Source organism: Acetobacter aceti, from assembly GCF_002005445.1.
GTDB lineage: Bacteria > Pseudomonadota > Alphaproteobacteria > Acetobacterales > Acetobacteraceae > Acetobacter > Acetobacter aceti_B.
The window spans coordinates 2,030,518-2,053,698 of the sequence record NZ_CP014692.1 but is presented as its reverse complement, the minus strand read 5'-3'; the positions used below and the strand labels follow the sequence as shown (position 1 = coordinate 2,053,698).

19 protein-coding genes, 1 tRNA gene and 1 riboswitch are annotated in these 23,181 nt (G+C 58.4%); of the genes, 12 read left to right on the top strand and 8 right to left on the bottom strand.

Features of this window, described 5'->3' with window-relative positions:
• Nucleotides 1-14 precede the first annotated feature (14 nt).
• Nucleotides 15-94, bottom strand: a riboswitch (SAM riboswitch).
• Between the two features lie 76 nt (nt 95-170).
• Together A0U92_RS09300 and A0U92_RS09295 are read right to left on the bottom strand one after the other, a co-directional pair.
• Entirely contained in the window at nt 171-2,057 is a 1,887-nt protein-coding gene (locus A0U92_RS09300; protein WP_077812973.1) for an AsmA family protein, read from the bottom strand.
• Nucleotides 2,058-2,137: 80 nt separating this feature from the next.
• Nucleotides 2,138-2,827, bottom strand: a complete 690-nt coding sequence (locus A0U92_RS09295; protein ID WP_077812972.1) for a TetR/AcrR family transcriptional regulator — start codon at nt 2,825-2,827, stop codon at nt 2,138-2,140.
• Nucleotides 2,828-3,018: 191 nt separating this feature from the next.
• Between A0U92_RS09295 and A0U92_RS09290 the strand changes: the two genes are divergently transcribed.
• The 5 genes from A0U92_RS09290 (at nt 3,019) to A0U92_RS09270 (ending at nt 9,603) form a co-directional block, all read left to right on the top strand.
• A complete protein-coding gene (locus tag A0U92_RS09290; protein WP_077814354.1) occupies nt 3,019-4,254 on the top strand; it encodes an efflux RND transporter periplasmic adaptor subunit in 1,236 nt (411 codons plus the stop codon).
• Between the two features lie 5 nt (nt 4,255-4,259).
• A complete protein-coding gene (locus A0U92_RS09285; protein WP_077812971.1) occupies nt 4,260-7,412 on the top strand; it encodes an efflux RND transporter permease subunit in 3,153 nt (1,050 codons plus the stop codon).
• Nucleotides 7,412-8,905, top strand: coding sequence for an efflux transporter outer membrane subunit (locus A0U92_RS09280; protein WP_077814353.1), 1,494 nt, complete (start codon nt 7,412-7,414; stop codon nt 8,903-8,905). Before A0U92_RS09285 ends, A0U92_RS09280 begins: the two co-directional genes overlap by 1 nt.
• Nucleotides 8,906-8,969: 64 nt before the next feature.
• Nucleotides 8,970-9,043 (top strand) — tRNA-Gly (locus A0U92_RS09275).
• 146 nt (nt 9,044-9,189) lie between these two features.
• Complete coding sequence (locus tag A0U92_RS09270) at nt 9,190-9,603, top strand: YjjA family protein (protein WP_077812970.1); 414 nt, start codon at nt 9,190-9,192, stop codon at nt 9,601-9,603.
• Between the two features lie 94 nt (nt 9,604-9,697).
• Here A0U92_RS09270 and A0U92_RS09265 read toward each other — a convergent pair whose 3' ends face one another.
• Nucleotides 9,698-9,940, bottom strand: coding sequence for a DUF1653 domain-containing protein (locus A0U92_RS09265; protein ID WP_077812969.1), 243 nt, complete (start codon nt 9,938-9,940; stop codon nt 9,698-9,700).
• 221 nt (nt 9,941-10,161) lie between these two features.
• On the opposite strand from A0U92_RS09265, the gene A0U92_RS09260 reads away from it, so the two are divergent.
• The gene (locus A0U92_RS09260) at nt 10,162-10,725 is read left to right on the top strand and encodes a hypothetical protein (protein ID WP_408736118.1); all 564 of its coding nucleotides are present in this window, start codon (nt 10,162-10,164) and stop codon (nt 10,723-10,725) included.
• Nucleotides 10,726-10,848: 123 nt separating this feature from the next.
• Here the strand turns inward: A0U92_RS09260 and A0U92_RS09255 are convergent, their stop codons facing one another.
• The 5 genes from A0U92_RS09255 to A0U92_RS09235 form a co-directional block, all read right to left on the bottom strand.
• Entirely contained in the window at nt 10,849-12,291 is a 1,443-nt protein-coding gene (locus tag A0U92_RS09255; protein ID WP_077812967.1) for an aspartyl protease family protein, read from the bottom strand.
• Nucleotides 12,292-12,373: 82 nt separating this feature from the next.
• Nucleotides 12,374-13,342 (bottom strand): alpha/beta hydrolase, encoded by a 969-nt coding sequence (locus A0U92_RS09250; RefSeq protein ID WP_077812966.1) that lies wholly within the window; start codon nt 13,340-13,342, stop codon nt 12,374-12,376.
• A gap of 33 nt (nt 13,343-13,375) precedes the next feature.
• A complete protein-coding gene (murA, locus tag A0U92_RS09245; RefSeq protein WP_077812965.1) occupies nt 13,376-14,638 on the bottom strand; it encodes a UDP-N-acetylglucosamine 1-carboxyvinyltransferase in 1,263 nt (420 codons plus the stop codon).
• 3 nt (nt 14,639-14,641) lie between these two features.
• Nucleotides 14,642-15,196 carry a dCTP deaminase gene (gene dcd / locus A0U92_RS09240; protein WP_077812964.1) on the bottom strand — a complete coding sequence of 185 codons (555 nt, stop codon included), beginning with the start codon at nt 15,194-15,196 and terminating at the stop codon, nt 14,642-14,644.
• The gene (locus A0U92_RS09235; protein ID WP_077812963.1) at nt 15,196-15,414 is read right to left on the bottom strand and encodes a hypothetical protein; all 219 of its coding nucleotides are present in this window, start codon (nt 15,412-15,414) and stop codon (nt 15,196-15,198) included. The genes dcd and A0U92_RS09235 overlap by 1 nt, the downstream gene beginning before the upstream one ends.
• 337 nt (nt 15,415-15,751) lie before the next feature.
• Here A0U92_RS09235 and A0U92_RS09230 point away from each other — a divergent pair, with 337 nt between their 5' ends.
• From A0U92_RS09230 to A0U92_RS09205, 6 genes are all read left to right on the top strand, one after another.
• Nucleotides 15,752-15,961, top strand: a complete 210-nt coding sequence (locus A0U92_RS09230) for an entericidin A/B family lipoprotein (protein ID WP_077814352.1) — start codon at nt 15,752-15,754, stop codon at nt 15,959-15,961.
• Between the two features lie 216 nt (nt 15,962-16,177).
• Nucleotides 16,178-16,966, top strand: coding sequence for a RodZ family helix-turn-helix domain-containing protein (locus A0U92_RS09225; RefSeq protein ID WP_077814351.1), 789 nt, complete (start codon nt 16,178-16,180; stop codon nt 16,964-16,966).
• 278 nt (nt 16,967-17,244) lie between these two features.
• Nucleotides 17,245-19,845: a cation:proton antiporter gene (locus tag A0U92_RS09220; protein ID WP_077812962.1), complete on the top strand. Its 2,601-nt coding sequence runs from the start codon at nt 17,245-17,247 to the stop codon at nt 19,843-19,845.
• Nucleotides 19,846-20,147: 302 nt separating this feature from the next.
• Nucleotides 20,148-20,774, top strand: coding sequence for a scabin-related ADP-ribosyltransferase (locus A0U92_RS09215; RefSeq protein WP_077812961.1), 627 nt, complete (start codon nt 20,148-20,150; stop codon nt 20,772-20,774).
• Between the two features lie 108 nt (nt 20,775-20,882).
• The gene (gene dusB / locus A0U92_RS09210) at nt 20,883-21,992 is read left to right on the top strand and encodes a tRNA dihydrouridine synthase DusB (protein WP_077812960.1); all 1,110 of its coding nucleotides are present in this window, start codon (nt 20,883-20,885) and stop codon (nt 21,990-21,992) included.
• The gene (locus tag A0U92_RS09205) at nt 21,989-23,152 is read left to right on the top strand and encodes a two-component system sensor histidine kinase NtrB (RefSeq protein WP_236748068.1); all 1,164 of its coding nucleotides are present in this window, start codon (nt 21,989-21,991) and stop codon (nt 23,150-23,152) included. Before dusB ends, A0U92_RS09205 begins: the two co-directional genes overlap by 4 nt.
• The last annotated feature ends 29 nt before the right edge of the window (nt 23,153-23,181 follow it).

Genomic DNA, 23,181 nt, shown 5'->3' with positions numbered 1-23,181 from the left:
GGAAACCTGGCGGCCTCTATCCTGCCAGAGCCTCTTTAGCGCGTTTTTTTAACCTCGCCGCAAGCCGGCCATACAAATCACGAGGCCCCTGATGGGGGAGGCAAAGGTTATCGCGGAAAAAACCGCGTGCCGTCAACAGGGTCTCTCGCTCAGGGCGGTTCCTCCAAGCTTCACTTCAGCGCGCTCAGGCATGCCCGTCCCGGCGTGAAGGAGGTCATTTCCGCGGGGAGCGTGTTGACGCTCTGCGCATCTTTCAGAAGGGCGCGGCCTCGGGCTGACCATCCGGCGAGGCCGATGGAGGGGCTGTTGAACGGACCGCTGACACGGATGGGGATGTCCAGCCCCAGCATACCGGGCGTCCGGCTCTGGAACGCCAGTTCGAACCAGCGCCGGTTGAGATCGAACAGGGCTTCCCCGACGATTGATCCGGCAGGTGTGTAAATGCGTAGAGGCACGACGTTACCTTCGCCGCGTTTCATGGTCAGCGCGCCCAGCAGGCATGTCACGGGTGTCGTGCCCTTCATGGCGCCAAACAGCGTGCCGATATTCGTCGAGGCGATACCGATCACCTCCTTGCTGATCAGCCCGCTGTTCATGCCGACCACAGCCTGAATGTCCGCGTTGCGGGAGGCTTCATTGAGTGTGCGCACTCCCTCGGCGCTCGCTTTCACACGAAAGGAAAGCGCGCCACGGACGGGCACGGGGACAAGGCCGGCCTGTCTGCGGAATGTGTCGATATCGGCTTTGCTCACATCGACCATGGCGTGCAGCGAAGAGCCGCGCGGGTGGGCGGTAACCTCTCCCGAAGCGTGCAGTGACGCTTTCATCCAGTTCAACTGTAGCGAAGAGACGTTGATCCTGCCGGGCTGCTGGCTCGCTGCCACGCTTGCATCGGAAAAGACAAGATCGTTGTAGCGCACGGATCCGGCCGAGAGCTTGAGATCGAACAGCGGGTCGGGATGGGCAGGCGCGAACAGTGGGATATCAGTGGCGTGCTGTCCGGATTTCTCGTTGCTCTGCGTTGCTGATTGCAGACCGTTCAGGTCGAGTCTCGCAAAGGTCATGTTTCCGGCGATCGTGTCTGGAAACCCTGATTTGCCCTCGGTGAAGGTGATGTTGGCGTTTTCAATGGGGTTGTCGCGCAGAAGCCCGCTGGTCTGGGTCATCGTCCAGATGTCGCCCTTATGCGTGAAATGTCCTTCAAGATTCAGAACCATGTGAAAGCTGTCCGGAGACGCGCCGGCGATGGCCAGCAGGGGGGCGGATGTCGGCGTGCGAAGAGACAGCTTTCCGTCGATACCATCAAAATCGAACAGGTCGGTCATGGTGCCGTCGAGGTCGAGTGTCAGATCTCCTGACGAAGCGTGCATGATGGCTGGATAAGGCTTGCCGGCTTCCCGCAGAATGATCAGTGGGCCAAGATGGGCCGCAAGCGCGACGGGCGTGCCGTTATAGCCACCTGCGACGTTCATTTCGAACGGGCTGCTGTCGCTTGCTGAAGACAGCGTGACGGTGTCGAGGTTCGTACGATAGGCGTGCCCGTTCGCCGAGCGATAGATGATCTCGCTGTCCTTGATGGTCGCCTGCCGGACACCCGGAAACCAGCTCCAGTCAGGAGGCGTTTCTTTCTTCGCTTCTGGCTGCTCCTCCGGCTTCCTGTCCGTCCGGGCGGGAGGACCGAACCGCCAGTTGGGGGTACGATCGGCTGTGCGTTCGAACAGGCCGGAGAAGCGCGTCAGAACGAGATCGCGGGTTTCGACAGGTCCATGCAGGAGTGACATCAGCCGCACCTGCGTATGCAGATGGCCGAGTGTGATCATCTCCGGCCTGCTGCCATTTGGAATGTTGGCGATACTGAGATCATCAACGTCAAGCGTCATCCAGCGGCCCGGAGACAGGTGCACGCTGCCTATGTGTACCGTACGCCCGGTGGCTTCGGCCAGCTTTCTGGTCGCGAGTCCGGCCAGATCAATGTGGGAGAGGGCGAAAAGGCCGCCGCCGCAGAGTGCGGCGCTCAGGCAGACGGCGCCGAGGGCAACGAGGGTAAGACGACGCACAAACGAATCTCCGATGGTGACACGGGTTCTTTCATGCTCATCAAATAATGTGAAAATAAAGACCTAAAAAGAAAAACGGATTATTGAGAAGACAACTGTCTGGCTTCGACAGGAGAGTGGTCCCATTCCGCATGTAATCCGGCGAGAAAAAGCCGGGCGCCATCAGCTATAATGGCGCGGGATTCTTCCTCGTTGCTTTCCTTGTTGAACAGGGCATGCAGCATTCTTTCGCCAGCGGTCAGACTGAAGAGCTGCTGCGCCTTGCGGTCTATCCGTGTCTCAGGATGACCGTGTTGCGTGCAATAAGCACGCAGCCATACCTGCAGGACGTTCGACTTTCCGCACTGCTTGAGGCTGTTCATGATATCGCGGAGATCTTCGGCCTCCGACGCACTGGCGATGATCGCGCGGATCAGTTCGATGGTTTCCGGGCGGGTGAGGTGGGCCGCCAGATCATCCAGAAGCCCGATCAGCTCGTCTTCCGATGTGCGGGCATGTTCGCGGACGGACAGCGAGAAACAGAACAGCCGGGTTTCGATCAGCGACTGGAATAAATCCTGCTTGGATGGAAACTGCTGATACAGTGTGCGTTTAGACATGCCTGAACACTGCGCGACCTTGTCCATGGAGACGGCCTGATAGCCGTACCTTCGCAGGGCTTCATCTGCGGCGCAGAGAATCCGTTCGCGTCGTTCGCATTCCGCCATCTCGGGCGGGCGACCCGGGCCACGGCAGGAAGAATGCTGATGTTCCTTCACATTCATAATCATCCCATGTGCGCCTTCGTGCGGGATCTGTCCATTGATTGATGCGAAACGCAGGCTTGACCTGATGTTAGGAAACTAAGTAGTTTCTATTCAATCAGGATAGTGAGATTCGTCAGTTGTTCTTTTTTGTAAGGAACATGGGGCAGTCATGCCGTCCGTCTTTCATTTTTACACACAATCAGCAGGATCTATCCGTGAAAAGCCCCGTTCGTAGTTTTTCAGCCCCGGCCCTGTGCGCTTCGGTTGCCAGCCTGCTGATTCTGACCGCCTGTGAGAAAAAAGCCTCCAAACAGGGCGCTCCGCCGCCACAGACAGTTGAAGTGCTGACCGTACAGCCTCGCGCTGTTCAGATTCGTACCATATTGCCCGGCCGTACCGAAGCATATGAAATTGCGATGGTCCGTCCGCAGGTCAGCGGTGTCATCCAGAAACGTCTGTTCGTCCAGGGAACAGACGTGCAGGCGGGCCAGCAGCTCTACCAGATTGACCCGAGCATCTATCAGGCGGCCTATGACAGCGCCAACGGCCAACTGGCGCAGGCGCAGGCCAACGCGGTGACCGCCAGGGCCAAGCTGGAACGTTATGGTCCCCTGAAAGCGGCTCATGCGGTCAGTAAACAGGAATATGACGATGCTCTGGCGGCGTCCCGTTCGGCTGACGCCCAGATCCTGATCGCCAAGGGGCAGGTGGAAAACGCTGCGACCAATCTGCGCTACACGCATGTGAACGCGCCGATTTCCGGGCGCATCGGACGCACGATCCTGACGGTCGGCGCTCTTGTGCAGGCTGGCCAGTCGAGCAATCTGGCCATCATCACGCGGCTTGATCCGATTTATGTGGATGTCAACCTGCCGGCAATTTCCCTGCTGCGTCTGCGCCGGGAAGTGGCCGCCGGACAGATCCACACCAACCCGGACAATTCAGTGCCGGTCTCGCTGGAGCTTGAAGACGGCTCTCATTACGATCAGGTCGGCAAGATGCAGTTCAGCGAAGTCAATGTGGATGAAGCCACCGCGACGATTGTTGTCCGTGCTGTCTTCCCCAATCCGCAGAAATATCTCCTGCCGGGCATGTATGTGCATGCAACCCTCGATGAGGGCACCAATCCGCAGGCGCTCCTCGTGCCGCAGCAGGCTGTGACACGGAACAGTCACGGTGACCCGCAGGTTATGGTCGTGGGGGAAGGGGATAAGGTCGCCCAGCGTGCGATCACGACCAGCGCCACGCGTGACAGTGACTGGATTGTAAGCTCCGGCCTGAAAGCGGGGGACCGGGTTGTGGTGATCGGGCTTCAGAAGGTGCATCCGGGCGACAAGGTCACGGTCACGCCTTTCCAGGAAGCGGCTCCGCCTGACGCCCGGCCTGTAAATGCCCAGCCTACAGATGCCCAGCCTGCTGGCGCGTCTTCCTCAGATGCCGGGAAAAACTAAGCAGCATGTCACGCTTCTTTATTGACCGGCCGGTCTTCGCATGGGTGATCGGCCTCATCATCATGCTGGTTGGCAGTGTCGCCATCTTCCGCATGCCGATCGCGCAGTATCCGTCCATCGCGCCGCCACAGATCTCCATCAGCGTAACCTACCCGGGCGCTTCGGCGGAAACCGTGAACAATACGGTGGTGCGGCCGATCCTGCAGCAGATGTTCGGGCTCGATCATCTCGAATATATCTCGTCGCAATCCTATGCGTCGGGTCAGATGGAAATCGACCTGACCTTCGAACAGGGAACCAATCCTGACATCGCTCAGGTGCAGGTGCAGAACAAGCTCCAGCTTGCCCAGCCAAAGCTGCCTTCGGAGGTGACGGCGCAGGGTCTTATGGTCGCCAAGGCCGTGAAGAACTTCATGCTGGTCATCGGCTTCATCTCCACCGACGGCTCCATGAACGCTGAAGATATCGCGGATTATGTTGCGTCCAACGTGTCCGATCCACTGTCGCGTGTCACCGGCGTGGGCGATCACACCCTGTTCGGTTCGGAATACGCGATGCGTATCTGGCTCGATCCCCGCAAACTCTATAGCTACGGCCTGACAGTCGGTGACGTGCAGGCGGCGATCCAGAGCCAGAACATTCAGGTTTCATCAGGTGAACTGGGCGGTCTGCCGGCGGTGCCGGGCGCCAGACTGGATGCGACCATCATCGGTCCGACACGACTGACGGCGCCGGACGAGTTCCGCAAGATCCTGCTCAAGGTCATGCCGAATGGCTCACAGGTCCGTATCGGCGATGTGGGCAAGGTCGAGTTCGGCGCGCAGAGCTACAACTTCAAATCACTTTATAACGGTCATCCGGCCGCTGGTATGGCGCTGAAGCTGACGCCCGGTGCGAACCAGTTGACCACCGAAGCCGCTGTGCGTGAGGAAATTAAACGTCTTGAGAAGTTCTATCCCGCCGGGCTGAAGACTTTCTACCCGCTCGACACCGAGCCGTTCATCGTCCTGTCCATTCACGAGGTGGTCGTTACCCTCGCTGAAGCGATCGGTCTGGTCTTCCTTGTGATGCTGGTGTTCCTCCAGAACTTCCGCGCCACGCTGATCCCGACCATTGCTGTTCCTGTCGTGCTGCTCGGCACGTTCGGCTTCCTGTCGGCGCTGGGGTTTTCGATCAACACGCTCACCATGCTGGCGATGGTTCTGGCCGTCGGCCTGCTCGTGGATGACGCGATCGTCGTGGTCGAAAACGTCGAGCGCGTGATGCACGAAAAGAATCTCTCCCCGAGAGAGGCCGCCCGTGTGTCGATGGACGAAATCTCCGGCGCGTTGATCGGCATCGTGCTGGTGCTGACAGCCGTGTTCCTGCCTATGGCGGCTTTTACCGGCTCCACAGGTGTGATCTACAGACAGTTCTCCATCACCATCTGCGCCGCCATGTGGCTCTCCGTGCTTGTGGCGATGGTCATGACACCGGCCCTGTGTGCGACGATGCTCAAACCAGGCGAGCATGAGAAAGACAAAGGTGTGGCGGGGTGGTTCAACCGCTCTTTCAACCGTCTGACACATGTCTATCTGCGCGGGGTCCACCTGATCATCGGACATCGGTTTCTGTCGCTGATCGGTTTCGCCGCCATCACGGCCTTCGCGGTCTTCCTGTTCATGCGCCTGCCGGGAGGCTTCCTTCCTGACGAGGATCAGGGTCTGATCTTCGGACAGGTGACGACGCCCCCTGGAGCGACACAGGAACAGACGGCGAACGTCACCAAGAAGGTCTCGGACTACGTTCTCAAGGCTGAGGGAGCCAATGTTGAATCCGTCTATGTCATGAACGGCTTCAACTTTGCGGGGCAGGGTCAGAGCGCCGGCGCGTTCTTCATCAAGCTGAAGCCATGGGATGAGCGTACAGGTGCGGGTCAGGGCGCGGCGGCCATTGCCGGACGCATCATGATGCATTTCTGGGGCGACCCGGAGGCGCAGATTTTCGCCATCAACCCGCCAGCCGTGCTTGAACTGGGTAATGCGTCCGGCTTCGATCTGGAACTGGAAGATCGTGGCCATCTTGGACACGACCAGCTTCTGGCTGCCCGGAATATGGTTCTTGGACGCGCGGCACAGGACAGGCGGCTGATGGCCGTCCGTCCGAACGGCATGGAAGACGCGCCGCAATATCATCTCGATATTGACCGTGAGAAAGCCAACGCGCTGGGTGTCTCGGTTGCGGACATCAACACGCTGGTCAACGGCGCGCTCGGTTCGATCTATGTGAACCAGTTCATGCGCGATGACCGCGTGAAGCAGGTCTATATTCAGGGCATGCCGTCCTCACGTATGGTGCCGGTCGATCTGGATGCCTGGTATCTGCGCAATACGAGCGGCACGATGGTTCCATTCAACGCTGTTGTCAGCGGGAGCTGGATTGTCGGTCCGCAGAAGGTGGAGAACTATAACGGCCTGAACGCCTATGAAATTCTTGGCCAGCCTGCGCCGGGTTACAGTTCCGGCGACGCCATTGCCGCAATCACGCAGATTCTGAACGATCTGCCCCCGGGCATCGGTTATGAATGGACGGGCCTGTCCTTCGAGCAGATGGCGGCCGGTTCCTCGACAGGTCCCCTCTATGCTCTGGCGGCGACTGTCATCCTGCTCTGCCTTGCAGCCCTTTATGAAAGCTGGGCCATTCCGTTCGCGGTGATTCTGGTTATTCCGCTGGGTGTGCTGGGCGCTATCGCCGCAACATTGTGGTGCAGCCGCGATAATGACGTCTATTTTCAGGTCGGCCTGCTCACCACGGTCGGTCTGGCGGTCAAGAACGCCATTCTGATCGTGGAATTCGCCAAGGCGAACTTTGAATCCGGACAGACATTGGAAGAAGCCGTCATCAATGCCGGGCGCGAACGCCTGCGTCCGATCCTGATGACGTCGATCGCCTTCGTGCTGGGTGTGCTGCCGCTGGCGATCGCCTCAGGCGCCGGTTCCGCCGCCCGTCAGGCCATCGGCATCAGCGTGGTGGGCGGCATGCTGACCGCGACCTTCCTCGCGATCTTCTTCGTGCCGCTGTTCTTTGTTCTGGTGCTGCGCCTGTTCAGGGTGCGTCGCCTGTCGGAACGCCGTGACGATGACAGGCTTCCTCCCAACGCCACACCGGAGGCGACATGATGAACGTTTTTTCTCGCGTCCGTAGTGGAGTGGTCTCCCGTTCCGGCAGCATGGCCCTCGCGGCGATTCTGCTGGCGGGCTGTACCATGGAGCCGACCTATCACCGGCCAAAAGCGCCGGTGGCGGGCGCCTATCCTGCTGAACCGATGAAGAAGGCAGGAGACGCATTGCAAACGCCTGCGTCCGATATCGGTTGGGAAGAGTTTTTCACTGATCCGCGCCTCCGGGCGTTGATTGCCATCGCCATGCGTGAAAACCGTGACCTGCGTGTCGCGGTTGCGAATATCTCCCAGTCTGCTGCGCAGTATGACGTGCAGCACGCTTCCCTGTTCCCTCCAATCGGAGCGACAGGACAGGCGATGTATATGGCGCCTTCCCAGACAGCCGGCTTCAGCTTCGCGCCTGGTGTCGGTGAGACGATCTCGACCTTCCGCTACTACAGCGCGGGTATCGGATTCTCTTCCTATGAGATCGATATTTTCGGTCGCATCCGTAGCCTGTCGAAATCGACGGCTGAAGCCGCACTCAAACAGGTGGCGGCCGAACGCTCCGTGCGGATCAGCATCGTTTCGCAGGTCGCCAATGCTTATCTGGCATGGCTTGGCGACAGGGAAGTTCTGGATATCGCCGACAAGGCGGTGGCGAATCTGAATGAGAATCTCAAGCTCATTCGTCTTCGTTATGAGCATGGCGAGGAAAACCTGCTGACCGTGCGGCAGGCGGAAACACAGGTGGATCAGGCCCGTCAGCTTCTGGCGCAGCAGACCCGGCTTGTGGCGCAGGATGAAAACAACATCACCCTGCTGATCGGTGCGCCGATTCCCGCTGACCTGCCGCCTGCGCGTCCGCTGGGCGAGCAGACGCTGATGGCGGACATTCCGGCAGGACTGCCGTCGGAGCTTCTGTTCCGCCGTCCGGACATCGTCGCCGCCGAGCACGATCTGCTTTCGGCCAACGCCACTATCGGCGCTGCGAGAGCCGCGTTTTTCCCGAAGTTCACGCTGACGGCGACTGACGGCGTCAGCAGCCTCTTGTTCCACCGGCTCTTTACGGCTCCGGCGACGACATGGGGACTGCAACCCAATGTCAGCATCCCGATTTTCACCTGGGGTCAGAACAAGGGAAATCTTGAATCCGCCAAGGCGGGCAGGGACATCAAGCTGGCCACTTACGAAAAGACGATCCAGACGGCTTTTCGTGAGGTGTCGGACACGCTGGTCGCGCGTTCCACCTATCTGGAGGAAAGTCGCCGGATGGATGATTATGTCCGTGAGATGGCTGATGCGTACCGCCTGTCGAAGATGCGGTATTCTGTGGGAACGGATTCATACCTCAATCAACTGGTCCTGCAGCGGAATCTGCTTCAGGCGCAGCAGTCGCGTGTGGCGGTGATAGTCGCACGATATGAAAACATCGTAACGTTCTATCGTGCGCTTGGCGGCGGATGGAGTGACAAGACACTGCGTTCACCAAGAGTCCCGTCAAAACTCTGATTCTCTCTGCGGGCATGGTGGCGATTGCCATGCCCAGTGGAGCGGATTATAGGGTTGAGTGAATGCGGGTGTAGTTCAATGGTAGAACGGCAGCTTCCCAAGCTGCATACGAGGGTTCGATTCCCTTCACCCGCTCCAGAATGGCTCTTCTGAAGACGGTTTCACAAACCTCCCGATATTGTGAACGCCTGTTTCCCCCGTGAGACATGGCTCCATGCCTCCTGCATGTGTTGCGCGGAAGATTGCATTGAAGCAACATACCGGCAAAGCAACAGGAGCTTTCGATGACCCGTTTTTATCTTCGCGCCCTTGCCGCGGCGTCTTTTGTCGCAGGCGCCGCGTCCTTCACACTCTCAGCCCATGCCGCTGACCTGCCTGCTGTTTATGGCAAGGCCCCCACGGCAGTTGCGTCTCCGGCGGATGTCGCTTCCGTTTCTCCGGCCAATGTCGCAGGCCTTCTGAACTACTGCGTCGAGACAGACCACGTCTCCCACGATGACGGTGATTCGCTTCAGGCAGCGATCAACGCCAAGACGAACGCAGTTCCCGCGGATCAGAATGGCAACATGGACTATGCCATCGGTTCATCTGGTGAGTTCCTGATCAACGGTAACCGTTCGACCATTACACCACTGGAGTCGCCTGCTCAGGGCAATGTCTGTTCGGCTGTTCTGGCTCGCGCCAAGTCGCTGATCTGATCTTCAGGCAGTTCCGGCAGAAAAAGCCCTCTCCAGCACAGGTCGGAGAGGGCTTTTTTATGGGAATATCATCGGCTGAGCCTGAAAAATTGCCTCAGACCACAGGGTTGGGTGCCTCCGCGTCGTCGGGGTTTATGAATGCGAACCGGGGACAGCCATCGACCTGTTCGATCCACATGGACAATGGGCGGACCCATAGGCTGCCGTGAGCCTCGCTCCGGTAGACAACCAGCCACTCCTCGGTTTCACTGTGTCGCGCCGTATGAAGGACCGTATACAGTCCTCCCTTGTAATGCCGGTACAGACCCGGCTGAATGGAGAAAGAGATATCCTGCAAGATCGTGTCGCTCCTTCAGGGAATTACGGTATGATAGCAGGAATACGTGGTTGATGTGTCTTCGTCATGACCCTTTGGGCATGATCGTCAGATGGAGTTTTTCAGTCTTGCATTCATTTTCCCTGTCGCCATCGGTAAAACGCTTCGCAGTGCAGGCTTCATCTGTTCAGCAACGTCTGTGCGGTCAACGGTCAACGGCCATACTGGGAGCCTGCCTGTCTCTGGCGCTGTCTTCGGGGTATGCGGAGGCGACTACCACGCAGGCCCACCACACGACCTCGCATACCCGCCATCGCTCCGTCGCGAAAACCGCGAGCACCCCGTCGAAAGGCGGCAACCCGGTTATCCTGACCCAGCAGCCGGGAACGGAACTCGACAGGCAGGCCCGGAAACTCGCATCTGACGATATCGCCACGTCCCGCAGGCATAAGGAAGAGCCGCTTGTGCTGATCGGCTCCGCTCCGCTCTCCACAAAGAAAGGCGACGTTGCATTGTTTATCGAGCTTCAGTCGGCCGCTTTATGCGGATCGGCCGGGTGTTCGACCGATGTGTATCTGCGCAAGGATCAGGACTGGGTGAAAATCCTTGATTCCGTGAGCGGCCAGATTTCCGTGCTGCCGACCAGTCATCGTGGCATGTATGATCTTCTGGTGGATGGTTCGGATCGTTGGCTGTGGGACGGCAATACCTATCAGGACACGATCAATGCTGCCCCGATTGGGAATCTGCGGGGTGAAATCGAACAGTTTCAGGACAAACACAAAAACTCGAAAAGCGGCCAGTAACGCCTGACCACTCTGTTCAAGGTTTTCATCCGCACCTGATGTGAAGCAGATGAAGACCGTCTTTTCGAGAGCAGCCGCTCTGCCCGCTAACCCCTGATACGGCGGAAACCATCTGCCCCTCTACTATCTTGTCGTCTGAAGATTGACGCAGAACACACGGCTGTTTCTGTCAAACTGAATGGTTCCGTAATTCAGGATGGCCGTTGTAAGCAGCGGACGCAGATGGGCAGGGGTCTGCTTGTATCGAACCGGCGTCATGAGTTGCTGCGTACCAAAGGCGACCGAGGAATCTTCCACCGCTACCGTCGCAGTCTGTTCTCCGGCAATCGTAGCCGAGTGTTCGCGGAAAGCATGTTGCCGGAGGGATGGCGTCAGAGAAGGCGTGTTGACTTCCAGTATTTCCGGCATGTTGCTACCGGTGTCCACAATGGTAAAATCCTGACTTCCGTTCAGGGTGACAATGTCCATCAGCCACGCTTTCTGTCCGCTCCGGAAAGTGGCGAGAACAAAAGGGCCTGTGCAGTTCAGGGCTTTTTCTGGGCCGAATTCGAGCCCTGTTTTGCTGAAAGTCACATGAGATAATTTCAGCAGTTGCTGGAGCCCAACGATAACAGGGCTGTCAGGGCTGGTGACAGAGGCAATCTGGTTACGAAAAACGGTTCCTCCAATGTTCAGGGAAGGCACAATCACAAACTGGGTCGTCGCAAAAGGTGAGTGACCCACGCCATCCCGGATCAGGGAACTTTTTGCAATTACTCGCAGATTGTGTCGCCTTGCGAAACCGCTAGGTACTGACAGGGTGGCCGAACCTGTGTCGAAAACAGCGTCTGTTTTCTCTCCGTCAACGGTTACCCGGCCTTTTGCATTGATCTGCTGATGGCCATTCACCAATTCTGTGCTTTGCCAGAAGGGAATGGTCTCTCCTTTGGAAAGTGTAACGCTCTGCTCCGGAATGGTGTCTGGTGAAACCACGAGATCCAGCTGGGAGGCGTTCCGGACAGTCAGGCCAGGCATATGATAGAACGCCTGAAGAGGTTCGAAATATTGTCTGCGCAGGGCGTCGACCGCAACCGCCCATGCATGGATGTCACCATCAAGAAAGAAGTTGCCAGCCCGCATTGTGGCTATGATCAGACCAAGCGGCGTAACCATGCGCTCCGGGTCCGCTATCGGGCCAAGTGCATGAGCGAGTTTATCAAGCTGCTCGTTGGAGGCGGGAAAATTCCCGGCTGTCCGCTGGATGGCAGCCAGAGAGAGCCGCGCTTCAAAAACTTTTTCCAGTGGAGATGCGGTGGGGCTGGCCTTGAGCTGGTCAATGATTTTGCTCAATCCGATAACATCGCCATCTTCCATTTCAAGCAGTACGCCAAGTTTGTCGCGCGCTGAAAGATAGTAGGAACCATCAGGGTCCTGGTGGATCATGCTTTTATCGAAGGCGGCGATTTTCCCTGAGGCGATTTTCTCTGACTGGGCATGAGCCATAACCGGAGAGAGGGCTGTCACGCCTGTCAGAAAAAAGGCGGTGAAAACCGTCCGCAGTCCGAGATTGAAAAGGGAAGAACGCATGAGAGATTCCGAACTGTAAATGTAACGGTGTGTTTCGGAACATCTCAGGGGTCAAGTCGGGTGGGGAGACGGAAGTGAGGTCTCAGTCGGCCTGCGGGGAGGCCATCGCACGCCGCATGGCGTCAAGACGTCGGTCGGACGACCGGATTGTAACGTTAGCCCGCGGCTCAAGCTCAAAAGCGTGGAAGGCTCCGGGGAAAATCTCCAGTTCCAGAGGAACGCCCGCCTGCATGAGCCGCATGGCGTAGGCCAGATCTTCGCGCAGGAAGAGATCAATCGAGCCGACCCCGATATAGGTTGGCGGCAGATCGTTGAGCGAGGCGGCGCGGGCAGGGGCTGCGAATGGTGAAATCCCCTCTCCACCCGGCGGGCTTCCCAGATAGGATTCCCACCCAAAAACATTCATCTCCGGTGTCCAGAGGAAAGCACCGCAGCCGGGAATGTCCGGTGTGCTGAGGACGGTGCGGTCATCCAGCATCGGATATTGCAAGCTCTGGAATGCGAGGGCCGGCCCACCGCGCTGACGGGTCAGCAACGCGATACCTGCCGCCAGTCCGCCGCCGGCGCTTTCTCCCGCTACACCGATACGCTTCGGGTCAATGTTCAGGTCGGCAGCCTTTCCGGCCATCCAGACCAGAGCGGCGTAACAGTCTTCCAGAGGAGCGGGAAAGGGATGTTCCGGAGCCAGACGATAATCAACGGAAACGATGGCGCAATCCAGTTTCAGGACCCACTGACGCAAGGCCGCTGCCATGGAGTCCGGATTGCCCATCACGAAGCCGCCGCCATGGATGTGCAGAATGGCGGGACGAGGTGTGGCGGAGGCCGCTTCAGGGGCGATGACCAGCACCCGAACATCCGGATCACCCGGCATGCCGGGGATCAATCCGATCTCCGTCCGCACAGGAAGGTCATCTTTCATGCCTGGTGGCGGCTGCCGTTTGGCCCGTGCTTCAGCAAGCGACGTCGCATCAAGAGCGGACGGTCCGTAACGATCAAGAAGAGGACGCAGTTCCGGGTCAACAAACTGCCGAAGATCTGTCTCTGTCACGATGTCCTCTTCCTGCTTTTCTCAGGTCAGGGTTCAGCCCTTTACGCGCTCAATGTTCGCGCCACAGGCCGCCAGCTTCTTCTCAACCGCCTCATAGCCACGATCCAGATGATAGACCCGGCTGAGCGTCGTCTCGCCATGAGCGGCGAGACCGGCGAGGATCAGCGAGAACGAGGCCCGCAGGTCCGTCGCCATGACCGGCGCGCCGGAGAGGGCATGCACGCCGCGGATGATCGCGGACGAACCATGCACATTGATACGCGCGCCCATCCGGTTGAGTTCCGGCACATGCATGAAGCGGTTCTCGAAGATCGTCTCGGTGATCATCGAGGCGCCTTCGGCCACCGCCAGCATCGCCATGAACTGGGCCTGCATGTCCGTCGGGAAACCGGGATAAGGCTCGGTCATGATGTCGACGCCACGGAGCGCGCCGGTGCGACGCACCCGCATGCCGTAGCTTTCCTGCGTCACTTCGACACCGGTTTCTTCCAGCGCCCGGACAACCGCGCCGAGATCGTCCACGCGCCCGCCGAGCAGCTTCAGATCACCGCCCGTAATGGCGGCGGCGCAGGCGTAGGTGCCGCATTCGATGCGGTCCGGCATGATACGGTGTTCGGCGCCATGCAGGACCTCCACGCCTTCGATGATCAGCGTGCCGCTGCCGGAACCGGTAATCTTTGCGCCCATTGCGTTAAGACAGGCGACCAGATCACCGATTTCCGGCTCACGGGCTGCGTTGACGATTTCAGTGCATCCCTTGGCCAGTGTTGCGGCCATCAGCAGGTTTTCTGTAGCGCCGACCGAAGCGAAAGGCAGAATGACCCGATCGCCGATCAGTCCCTTCGGCGCTGTGGCGTTGATGTAGCCGCCCTCAAGACGGATTTCCGCGCCAAGCGTCTCAAGTCCCTTGAGATGCATGTCCACCGGACGGGTGCCGATCGCGCAGCCACCGGGAAGAGAGACACGGGCCTTGCCGCAACGGGCGAGCAGCGGACCAAGCACAAGGATGGAAGCGCGCATCTTCGACACGATGTCGTAGGGCGCTTCCGTGTTCGTGATCTCGCCGCCAATGGAATAGGAAGAGCCGTCGCCCGTGAGATCCTCGACCGCGACACCGTGCTGGACCAGCAGATCGCGCATGGTGGCGATATCGGCGATGCGCGGCACATTGGTCAGGACAAGGCGTCCAGCCGTCAGAAGGCCGGCGACCATGAGTTTCAGGCCGGCGTTCTTTGCGCCACCGATGGTGATCTCGCCATGAAGAGGCTTGCCGCCCCGGATGATGAAACGATCCATATCTCAGAGCCTCGGTGTCGCGACGCCGCGCTGGTGCATGTATTTTCCCGCGCGGTCGGCATAGCTGACCTCACAGGGAGATGCGCCCTGGAAGAACAGGAACTGGCAGATGCCTTCGTTCGCATAGATCCGGGCGGGCAGGGGCGTCGTGTTGCTGATTTCGATCGTCACCTGACCTTCCCATTCGGGTTCCAGCGGGGTAACGTTCACGATGATGCCGCAGCGGGCATAGGTGGATTTGCCAAGGCAGACCACCAGCGTATCGCGCGGAATACGGAAATACTCGATTGTGTGCGCCAGAACGAAGCTGTTTGGCGGAATGATGCAGACATCGGCCTTGCGTGAGACGAAGCTTTCTTCGCTGAAAGATTTCGGATCAACGATAGCGTTGTTCACATCGGTGAAAATCTTGAAATCGTCAGCGACCCGGGCGTCATACCCGTAGGAAGACAGACCATAGGAAATCACGCCTTCACGCTTCTGGTTTTCCACGAAAGGCTCGATCATGCCGTTATTGAGCGCCCTGCGTCGGATCCAGGTGTCAGGCATGATCGGCATCAGGGAGTCTCCGGAATGATGGGCGAAGCGGGTGTGGTCGTACCGCTGTCTGATAAATCCTGGCGGTCTGACGTTGTTTCCATCGTGGTCCGCGCACGAGCCTGCGCCTTACGCCGCCTGAGGTTGGCGCGCAAGGCCTCGGCCTCATCGGCGAGGCGTTTCTGACGGGCTGCTTCTGCCGCTGGTGTAAGGCGGATCTGGTCGGATGGGTGCTTCATATTTCGCCTTTCCCGGCGGAAGGGTGTTCCTGCCTGCGGGCTGACCGGCTGACATTACTGGTGCTGTCATCGCCTGACGCTGACATTCTGAATTTTCTGCCTGTTATATATGAGCGACAGCACAATGAAGCCAGATCATGAATTTTTCTGCAATCCGGCCAGAGCCCAGACATAGGCCGGAATTGACGGTCTTGTCCGTGCATGACCGGAGGAAATTCGGGTCCACGCCTCTGCGGCCCCGTTCGTTGTGTGTTTGCGGGCAGTGATTAAATCGGCGCAACCTTATGGAATGACCGGCGTTCTCAGGTCTATGCGCTATTTTGGAGCTAAGACGACAATGAACGCTACTAAAACGACCTCAGTCAAGACAGCCGGCGCCCGGATTGTTCGCATTGCAGGTGCGGCTGCTTTCATGATGAGCCTTGCCGCCTGCAACACTGTTCATGGTGCAGGCAAGGATGTGAGCGCCGTTGGACATGATGTCTCTCGTGGCGCAGCCGCCGCTCAGCAGAGCATCGCCAATTCGACAGGCGCATCCACCCACTAGGCTGGATCTGGCGGGATAATCGGGCAGCAGACAGGCCGGTCGGCGTCTGGTCTGGCCTGGCCTGGCCTGTCTGCTGAGATCATGTGCTGTTTTCAGCATTGTCGGACTGTTTGCTTTCTGTTGTGGAGACTATGGCCTGGCCACATGGCGGTCGAGACGTGACCGCTTGTGGAATGATCAATGTTCAAAATGACCCGGAAAAGAAAAACGGAAAATATGCTGAAAAATACAGGACTGATTCTGCTGATCGCGGGATGCGCCTCGACAGCCCTGCTGCGCGCCGAAGCGGCGCCAGCACGGAAACAGACCTCGAACCACGTATTTGAAGCTTCACATGCACCATTTACTTCCCGGACGGGCGATACCGAGGCAGGGGATGCCGCTGTCGATCGTCTCAACGAGGCACAGCTCAATTCTTCCTACCGGGGGCCGGTTTACATTCCGGGACAGCCCATCCCGCAGGCGCAGCCCGTAAGGGATAGGCAGGATGACCCGACCAAAAGTGACGCGGCGGGCGATGCGGAAGTCGATCTTCTGAATGACGCGCAGATAGGGCAGGCCTATAAAGGTCCGGTCTATTACGTTGGTCACCCCGCACCTCAGGCGCAGCCCGTAAAAATCGGCAGCAATGTCCCGGTGGTTCCTCCGGAAAAGACGCCACTGGCTCATGATGTCAGTGGAGATGGCAGGGTTGATCTTCTGAATGCGTCCCAGATCGATGGGAGTTATAAAGGCCCTGTCTACCATCCCGGACAGCCTGTGCCTCCAGCGAAGCCTGTCGATGTTGTTGCGGTTCCGGCGTCCGGCGAGCGTGGGGCAGGCACTGTTTCCATCGCGCCGCTTTCTGGCAGCCAGTCAGTGCTCGTCGTCGCACCGCTGGCCGCTCCTGTTCCGTCGCAGGTGCAGCCTCCGATTCCGGCCTTTGCGCCCGCTCGCGCACCGGTTGGGGCTTCGGATTCACCGGTTGCCGCGCCTGTCGCCAGTTCTGGATCATCCATCCGCTGAGATAGCTGTGATAAGGTGTAGGATGGATGTCTGTGTCGGACTGTCCTGATTGCGCAGGAGGGGTCTGGCGGCGATGTGGTGTCCGGACATGGCAACGTTCCGGGTATTCCCGGCGTTCTTTTACGGAAAGTTTGATCGTTTCGAATGAGCGCGCCACAAGGTTGCCCGAAATGTTCCGCAATAAGGACATGCTGTCGGTACGGTTAACCGTTCTGGGGTAAGTCATTCTGAGGCAGGATTGAAACCGGCGCTTCACCGCTGCGCTGAGGGGGAATTTGATGGAAGTGACGGGCCTTGCGGCAGTTTTGCTGGCAATTGCGCTGCTGTTGGTTGTTGTGAGTGCGGTACAGCCCGTCGCCCGTCGCTTCGAAGTGTCGGAAACCGTGCTTCTGGCGCTGGTCGGGATTGTCATCGGTGGCGGTGCGGACCTGATTATCCGCAGCACCTACACCGGGAAAATACCCAGCGTCGCGGGAACAGCGCTGAACGGCGTGGCGGAAACCTTCCTCGATTTCCCCGTCAGCAGCGAAGTCTTCCTTCTGGTCTTTCTGCCTGTTCTGGTCTTTCAGGGCGCGCTCGTCATTGATGTGAGGCGACTGGCTGACGAGGCCGCGACTGTCCTTCTGCTGGCTGTCGTCGCGGTGCTGGTGTCCACCGCGACCATCGGGTTGGCCCTGATGCCATTCGCCCAGATGCCGCTCATTGTCTGTCTGCTGCTGGGCTCGATCGTGGCGACAACCGATCCGTCCGCCGTGGCGGGGATTTTCCGTGACATCGGCGCCTCCTCCCGCCTGACCCGGCTGGTGGAGGGCGAGGCGCTTCTCAACGACGCGGCCGCCATCGCCATCTTCGCCGTTCTGCTCGCTGCGGTGACGTCCCATCAGTCCATTCATATCGGGAGCGCCGCGCTCTCTTTCGTAATTTCCTTTTCCGGCGCTATCGCGATCGGCGTCATCGGCGCGCGGATGATGCTCTATATCATCACGGCGCTCGGCAATGCGCCGGCCGCCGAAACCACCATGACCGTCGCGCTGCCCTACATCGTCTATATCCTCTGCGATGAAGTGATCGGGGTGTCCGGCGTGGTGGCGACCGCTGCCGCCGGGTTGACGCTTTCGGTGTATGGACCGTCCACCTTCCGTCCCCAGACATGGCAGTTCCTGAATGAACTGTGGCAACAGCTTGTGTTCTGGGCCGGATCACTCGTCTTCGTGCTGGCGTCAATGCTGATCCCCCGCCTGCTGGTCGGCATGACGCGCTGGGATGTGGTGCTGATCCTGATTGCCAGCGTGGCGGGCCTGGTGGCGCGTGGCGCGGTGGTGTTCGGACTGTTGCCGATCCTCGCATGGACCCGTCTGGCGCCTTCGGTTCCAACGCCATTCAAGGTGACGATGGTGTGGGGTGGCCTGCGTGGGGCCATTACGCTGGCTCTGGCTCTGGCCGTGACGGAAAATCCTCACGTCTCGACGCCGGTGGCGCATTTTATCGGTATCATCGCCACAGGCTTCGTGCTGATCACCCTTCTGGTGAACGGGACGACGCTCAAGTCCGTCGTGCTGTTCCTCAAGCTCGACCAGTTGTCGCCGATGGATCAGGCCCTGCGGCATCAGGTGCTGAGCATCTCTCTTGAAAAAGTGGCCGAACGGGCGAAGGAAACCGGTGAAGAGCTGGGTTTCTCGACCGACGCCACCCGTTCGGTGATCGATGCGCTCGAAGTTCGCAGTCATGAAGAACGCTCGGCCAACACGTTCGATACGGCGCTCGGGGATCGTCAGCGCGTTACGCTGGCGCTGATCACGGTCGCCAATCAGGAAAGGTCCATTCTGCTGGATCTGTTCCGTATTCAGGGTCTGTCGCGCCGGGTGATGGAGACATTGCTGCGGACATCCGACGCGATGGCGGACGGAGCCCGCCTTGAAGGTCGCTTCGGTTATGTGAGGGCGCTCCGGAAACGTCTCAAGCCGTCAATAAGGTTCCGGATCGCCCAGGCTATTCACAACCGTTTCCATTTTGACAAGCCACTGATGGCGGCCATGGCGGAACGGTTCGAGATGCTGATGGTCAGTCATCTTGTCTCGCTGGCTCTGGCCCGTTTTCTGAGAGACATGATGGAGCCGACGCTCGGCACCCGTGTCAGTGAAATCGTGGCGGAGACCCTGTCGCGCCAGCGCAAGATGCTGGACGAAGCATTGCTGGCGCTGAGACTGCATTATCCTGGCTACTCGGAAGCGCTGGAAACCCGGATTTTCAGGCAGATCGTCATTCGGCTTGAGGCGCGGGAGATCGAGACGCTTCACTCGGAATCCCTGATCAGCGATGAACTGTCGCGGGAACTGCACAAGGATGTGGATCGGCGTCGCGTTCGCCTCGACCGGCGCATGACATTCAATCTGCGCAACAATATCGAACTGCGTCTGCGCGGCGCCCTGATTTTCAAGGGACTGCCTGCCGTGGCCTTGCATGAACTTGCGCAGACAGCCTCGCTCCGTTTCCCGTCTGTCGGTGAGACACTCCTGAAGCGTGGTCGCACGGCGCATACGGTATTTTTCGTGAGCGCCGGTCGTGCCGAAATGCATGTCAGTGAGCGGGACATCGAATACGGCGCCGGGGATGTCATCGGGGCGCGGGAAGCAATTGAAAACAGTCCCATGCCGGGTACGGTCCGCGCGGTCAGGTTCGGACACATGCTCGCCATTCCGGCAGCCCGTTTTCGCAGGCTCGTGGAAGAATATCCGATTGTGAGCAGAAATCTCGACGATGTCGCCAGGGTCAATGAGCGTACGAAAACAAACACTCTCAATATGGTCGGAACAACGGAGCTTGATCGTGAGTCCCAGGGACAGGGCACGATGAAATATCTCTCTGCTTCCAGGGAATAGGCACCGGACGCCCTGCCAGTGATTTGGGAAGGCGTTCTCTTAAACCTCGCGAGAATTCACGTAAGATTTAAATGCGCAGTGAGTTTTTTGGGAAGTGATGGATGCCTTGGGCAATATCGTGTCACTGAATTGAATACTTGTCTGGCTTCACCGCAGCATAGGCATAGTGCGGTTGATTGCTGATTTCGCGTTGGGTTTTTATGGATCAGTCTGTATGGATTTATAATATCCAATTGATCTAAAATGATTTTATATGTAAAATTTTAGTTAATCACAGTAAATTCAATCTGGAGCCCGATATTATGTCAGAATTAGTCTACCGCGCTGACAGAAGACCCCCAAGCCAGGTCTTTATGGAAGGTTTTCAACTTTACGGTGATCATAATCCGGAATTGGAACTGGGTCGTTATGTCCAGTTCAATGAGCACGGACCGTTTATCAGTACAACCAGAAGCTGGCAGAGTGTATTGGGCTTCGCGAGAAGGCCGAATGCCCGAGCGCAGGAATCATTTGTGTACATATACACTATTGTTATTCCGGATGGTCGACCAACATGGGAGCCTGAAAAGATAAGGTTCACTGATCATGATACCTTTGAAATCCCCGAAGATTTGAGGAGATGGGAAGTCAATGGATACGGTGCAAGGGGAAAGCCTGAGGCATCCTGCAATTCCTATGGGCTCAACCTGTATGTGCAGCAAAGAGAGGTTGCTGTTAAAGGTGGTATTGCCACGGATTTAATTTTTAATTGTGTGGAATATAGGATCAGTAAAATAAATAATGAGGACGAGGTGGCGGTAAAAAAAGTAACCCAGAACCCTGGCTACAGAGGTCCAATGAAAATAACAGTCAATAACAGATTTCTTGACTTGACTAAAATAATGAATGAACTCAGCAGCACTATACCTGCAAATCTCAACGGTCAATGAGTAGAAAAAGTCAGGGTTAATAGGCATCTTTGCACCCCCTCCGACAAGCCACCGTCGCGCAGAGATTCTGTTGAATTCACGCGCCTGCACCGCTAGGTTGGCGTCATCATGGGTATGGCAGAAATGAACAGGGTAGGGGCCCAGTGTCCCGGGCCGATCGATCTTGGTGGCGTTGTGCTGGATGCACCCGTCATTCTCGCACCAATGGCGGGTGTGACGGATGTGCCGTTCCGCAGGCTTGCCCGTCGGTTTGGCGCTGGTCTGGTCGTGTCTGAAATGATCGCGTCCTGGGCAATGGTCCGCGAAAACGAAGCGACGCTCCGCATGGCCGAAGTCGCTGACGCCGCCGGACCGAATTCCATCCAGTTGGCCGGGTGCGATCCTGACGCCATGGGTGAAGCGGCTCGCATTGCTATCGGCAGGGGCGCGGACATTATCGACATCAATTTCGGCTGCCCGGTCAAGAAGGTCGCGGTTGGTCAGATGGCCGGCTCGGCTCTGATGCGCGATGAGCTTGCGGCGGGACGGCTGCTGGAGGCGACGGTGAAAGCGGTCGATGTGCCCGTCACGCTGAAAATGCGCATGGGATGGGATCATGATCATCTCAACGCGCCCACTCTTGCGCGTATTGCCCAGGAATGCGGCATCCGCATGATCACGGTGCATGGACGGACCCGGCAGCAGTTCTACAACGGGTCCGCGGACTGGGCCTTCGTCCGTCAGGTGAAAGAGGCCGTCCGTCTGCCTGTGATCGTGAACGGCGATATCGTCACTGTTGATGACGCGCGACAGGCGCTTGCTCTCTCGGGAGCCGATGGCGTGATGATTGGACGTGGTGCGTATGGTCGTCCGTGGTTTCTCGGGCAGGTGGCTGAGGCGTTACGTACGGGTGAAACGCCCCCCGATCCGGATCTGCCGACGGAACGTGCCGTTGTTCTGGAACACTATGATTCAATGCTTCGGCATTTCGGCGAGCATCCCGGCCTGAGGCTCGCCCGCAAGCATGTCTCCTGGTATTCGGCAGGACTGCCTGAATCGGCAGGTTTCCGGGCTTCCGTGAACCGGATGGATACGGCGGTCGAGGTGATCGACGCGATCAATGCATTTTACGACCGGCAGATCTCTGCGGGAGCCGTCCGTGCGCCGCATCGTTCGCGAGGGGATGGCAATCACACCGGTGAAGCGAGGAGTGAGGCTGACACACTTCAGGCAGCATGAAGGGTGTCCCAGGAAGCGGCGACGACCCGTCGAAAAAAACGTCTGGTCCGGCCAGCCGTCACAGAGCCGAAGACCAGGCGCCGGATGCGGCGCTTCTGCTGGAAACCTTGCCTGCTCCGATCGTCCTTGTCGGACAGCGGGATCATATCCTCTTCGTCAACTCGGAAGCGGAGAGTTTTTTCGCGCGCTCCCGCTCTTTGCTCAGACAGGAAAAACTCTCTGACCTTCTGCCTGCCGATCATCCCCTTTTTCTCCTGCTTCATCAGGTTCGGCAGACCGGCAATACGGTGACCGAACATGGGGTGATGATCAGTTCACCGCGCTTTCATTATGACGGGGTGACCGTACAGGGAGCGGCTGTCGCCGAATATCCCGGTCAGGTGCTCCTGCTGATTCAGAATGCGTCTTCGACCAGGGTTCTTGATCGTCAGCTTGCCTTCCGTTCCGCTGCGCGAAGTGTATCGGGGATGGCGGCTATTCTGGCGCATGAAGTGAAGAATCCGCTGTCCGGCATCCGAGGTGCTGCCCAGTTGCTGGAAAGCTCGGTTGCCGCGAATGACAAGGAACTTGCTGTTCTCATCCGTGACGAGGCCGATCGCATCCGGGCGCTGGTCGATCGCATGGAAATGTTCAGCGAGAACCCCGAGGGTCGCCGTCCGGTCAATATTCATCGGGTGCTGGAGCATGTGCGGGTGCTGGCCGAAAACGGCGTGGCGAAAGGCATTCCGATCGTCGAGGAGTACGACCCTTCGCTCCCGTCGGTCTGGGGCAACAGGGATGAACTGATTCAGGTTCTGCTCAATCTCATCAAGAACGCGGCGGAAGCCATTCTGGACACAGGCGAACCGGGACAGATCACGCTGGTCACGGCGTACCGTCAGGGACTGCGGCTCGCCGTGCCGGGGTCGGATCGTCGGCGTCATCTGCCGCTTGTGGTGACTGTCCGCGATACGGGGCCGGGATTTGCCGAGGCGATCCGCCCGCATCTGTTCGAGCCGTTTCTCACCACCAAGACCTCGGGGTCCGGGCTGGGACTGGCGCTGGCGGGAAAGATCGTCAACGACCACGGCGGGGTCATCGAAGTCGAGAGTCGGCCCGGTTGTACGGAAGTCAGCCTGCACCTTCCCGTGGTCATGGACGAGGCCAGCGGTATGTCGTGACAATCGGGAAAGGGTTGTCGCTTGTTTTC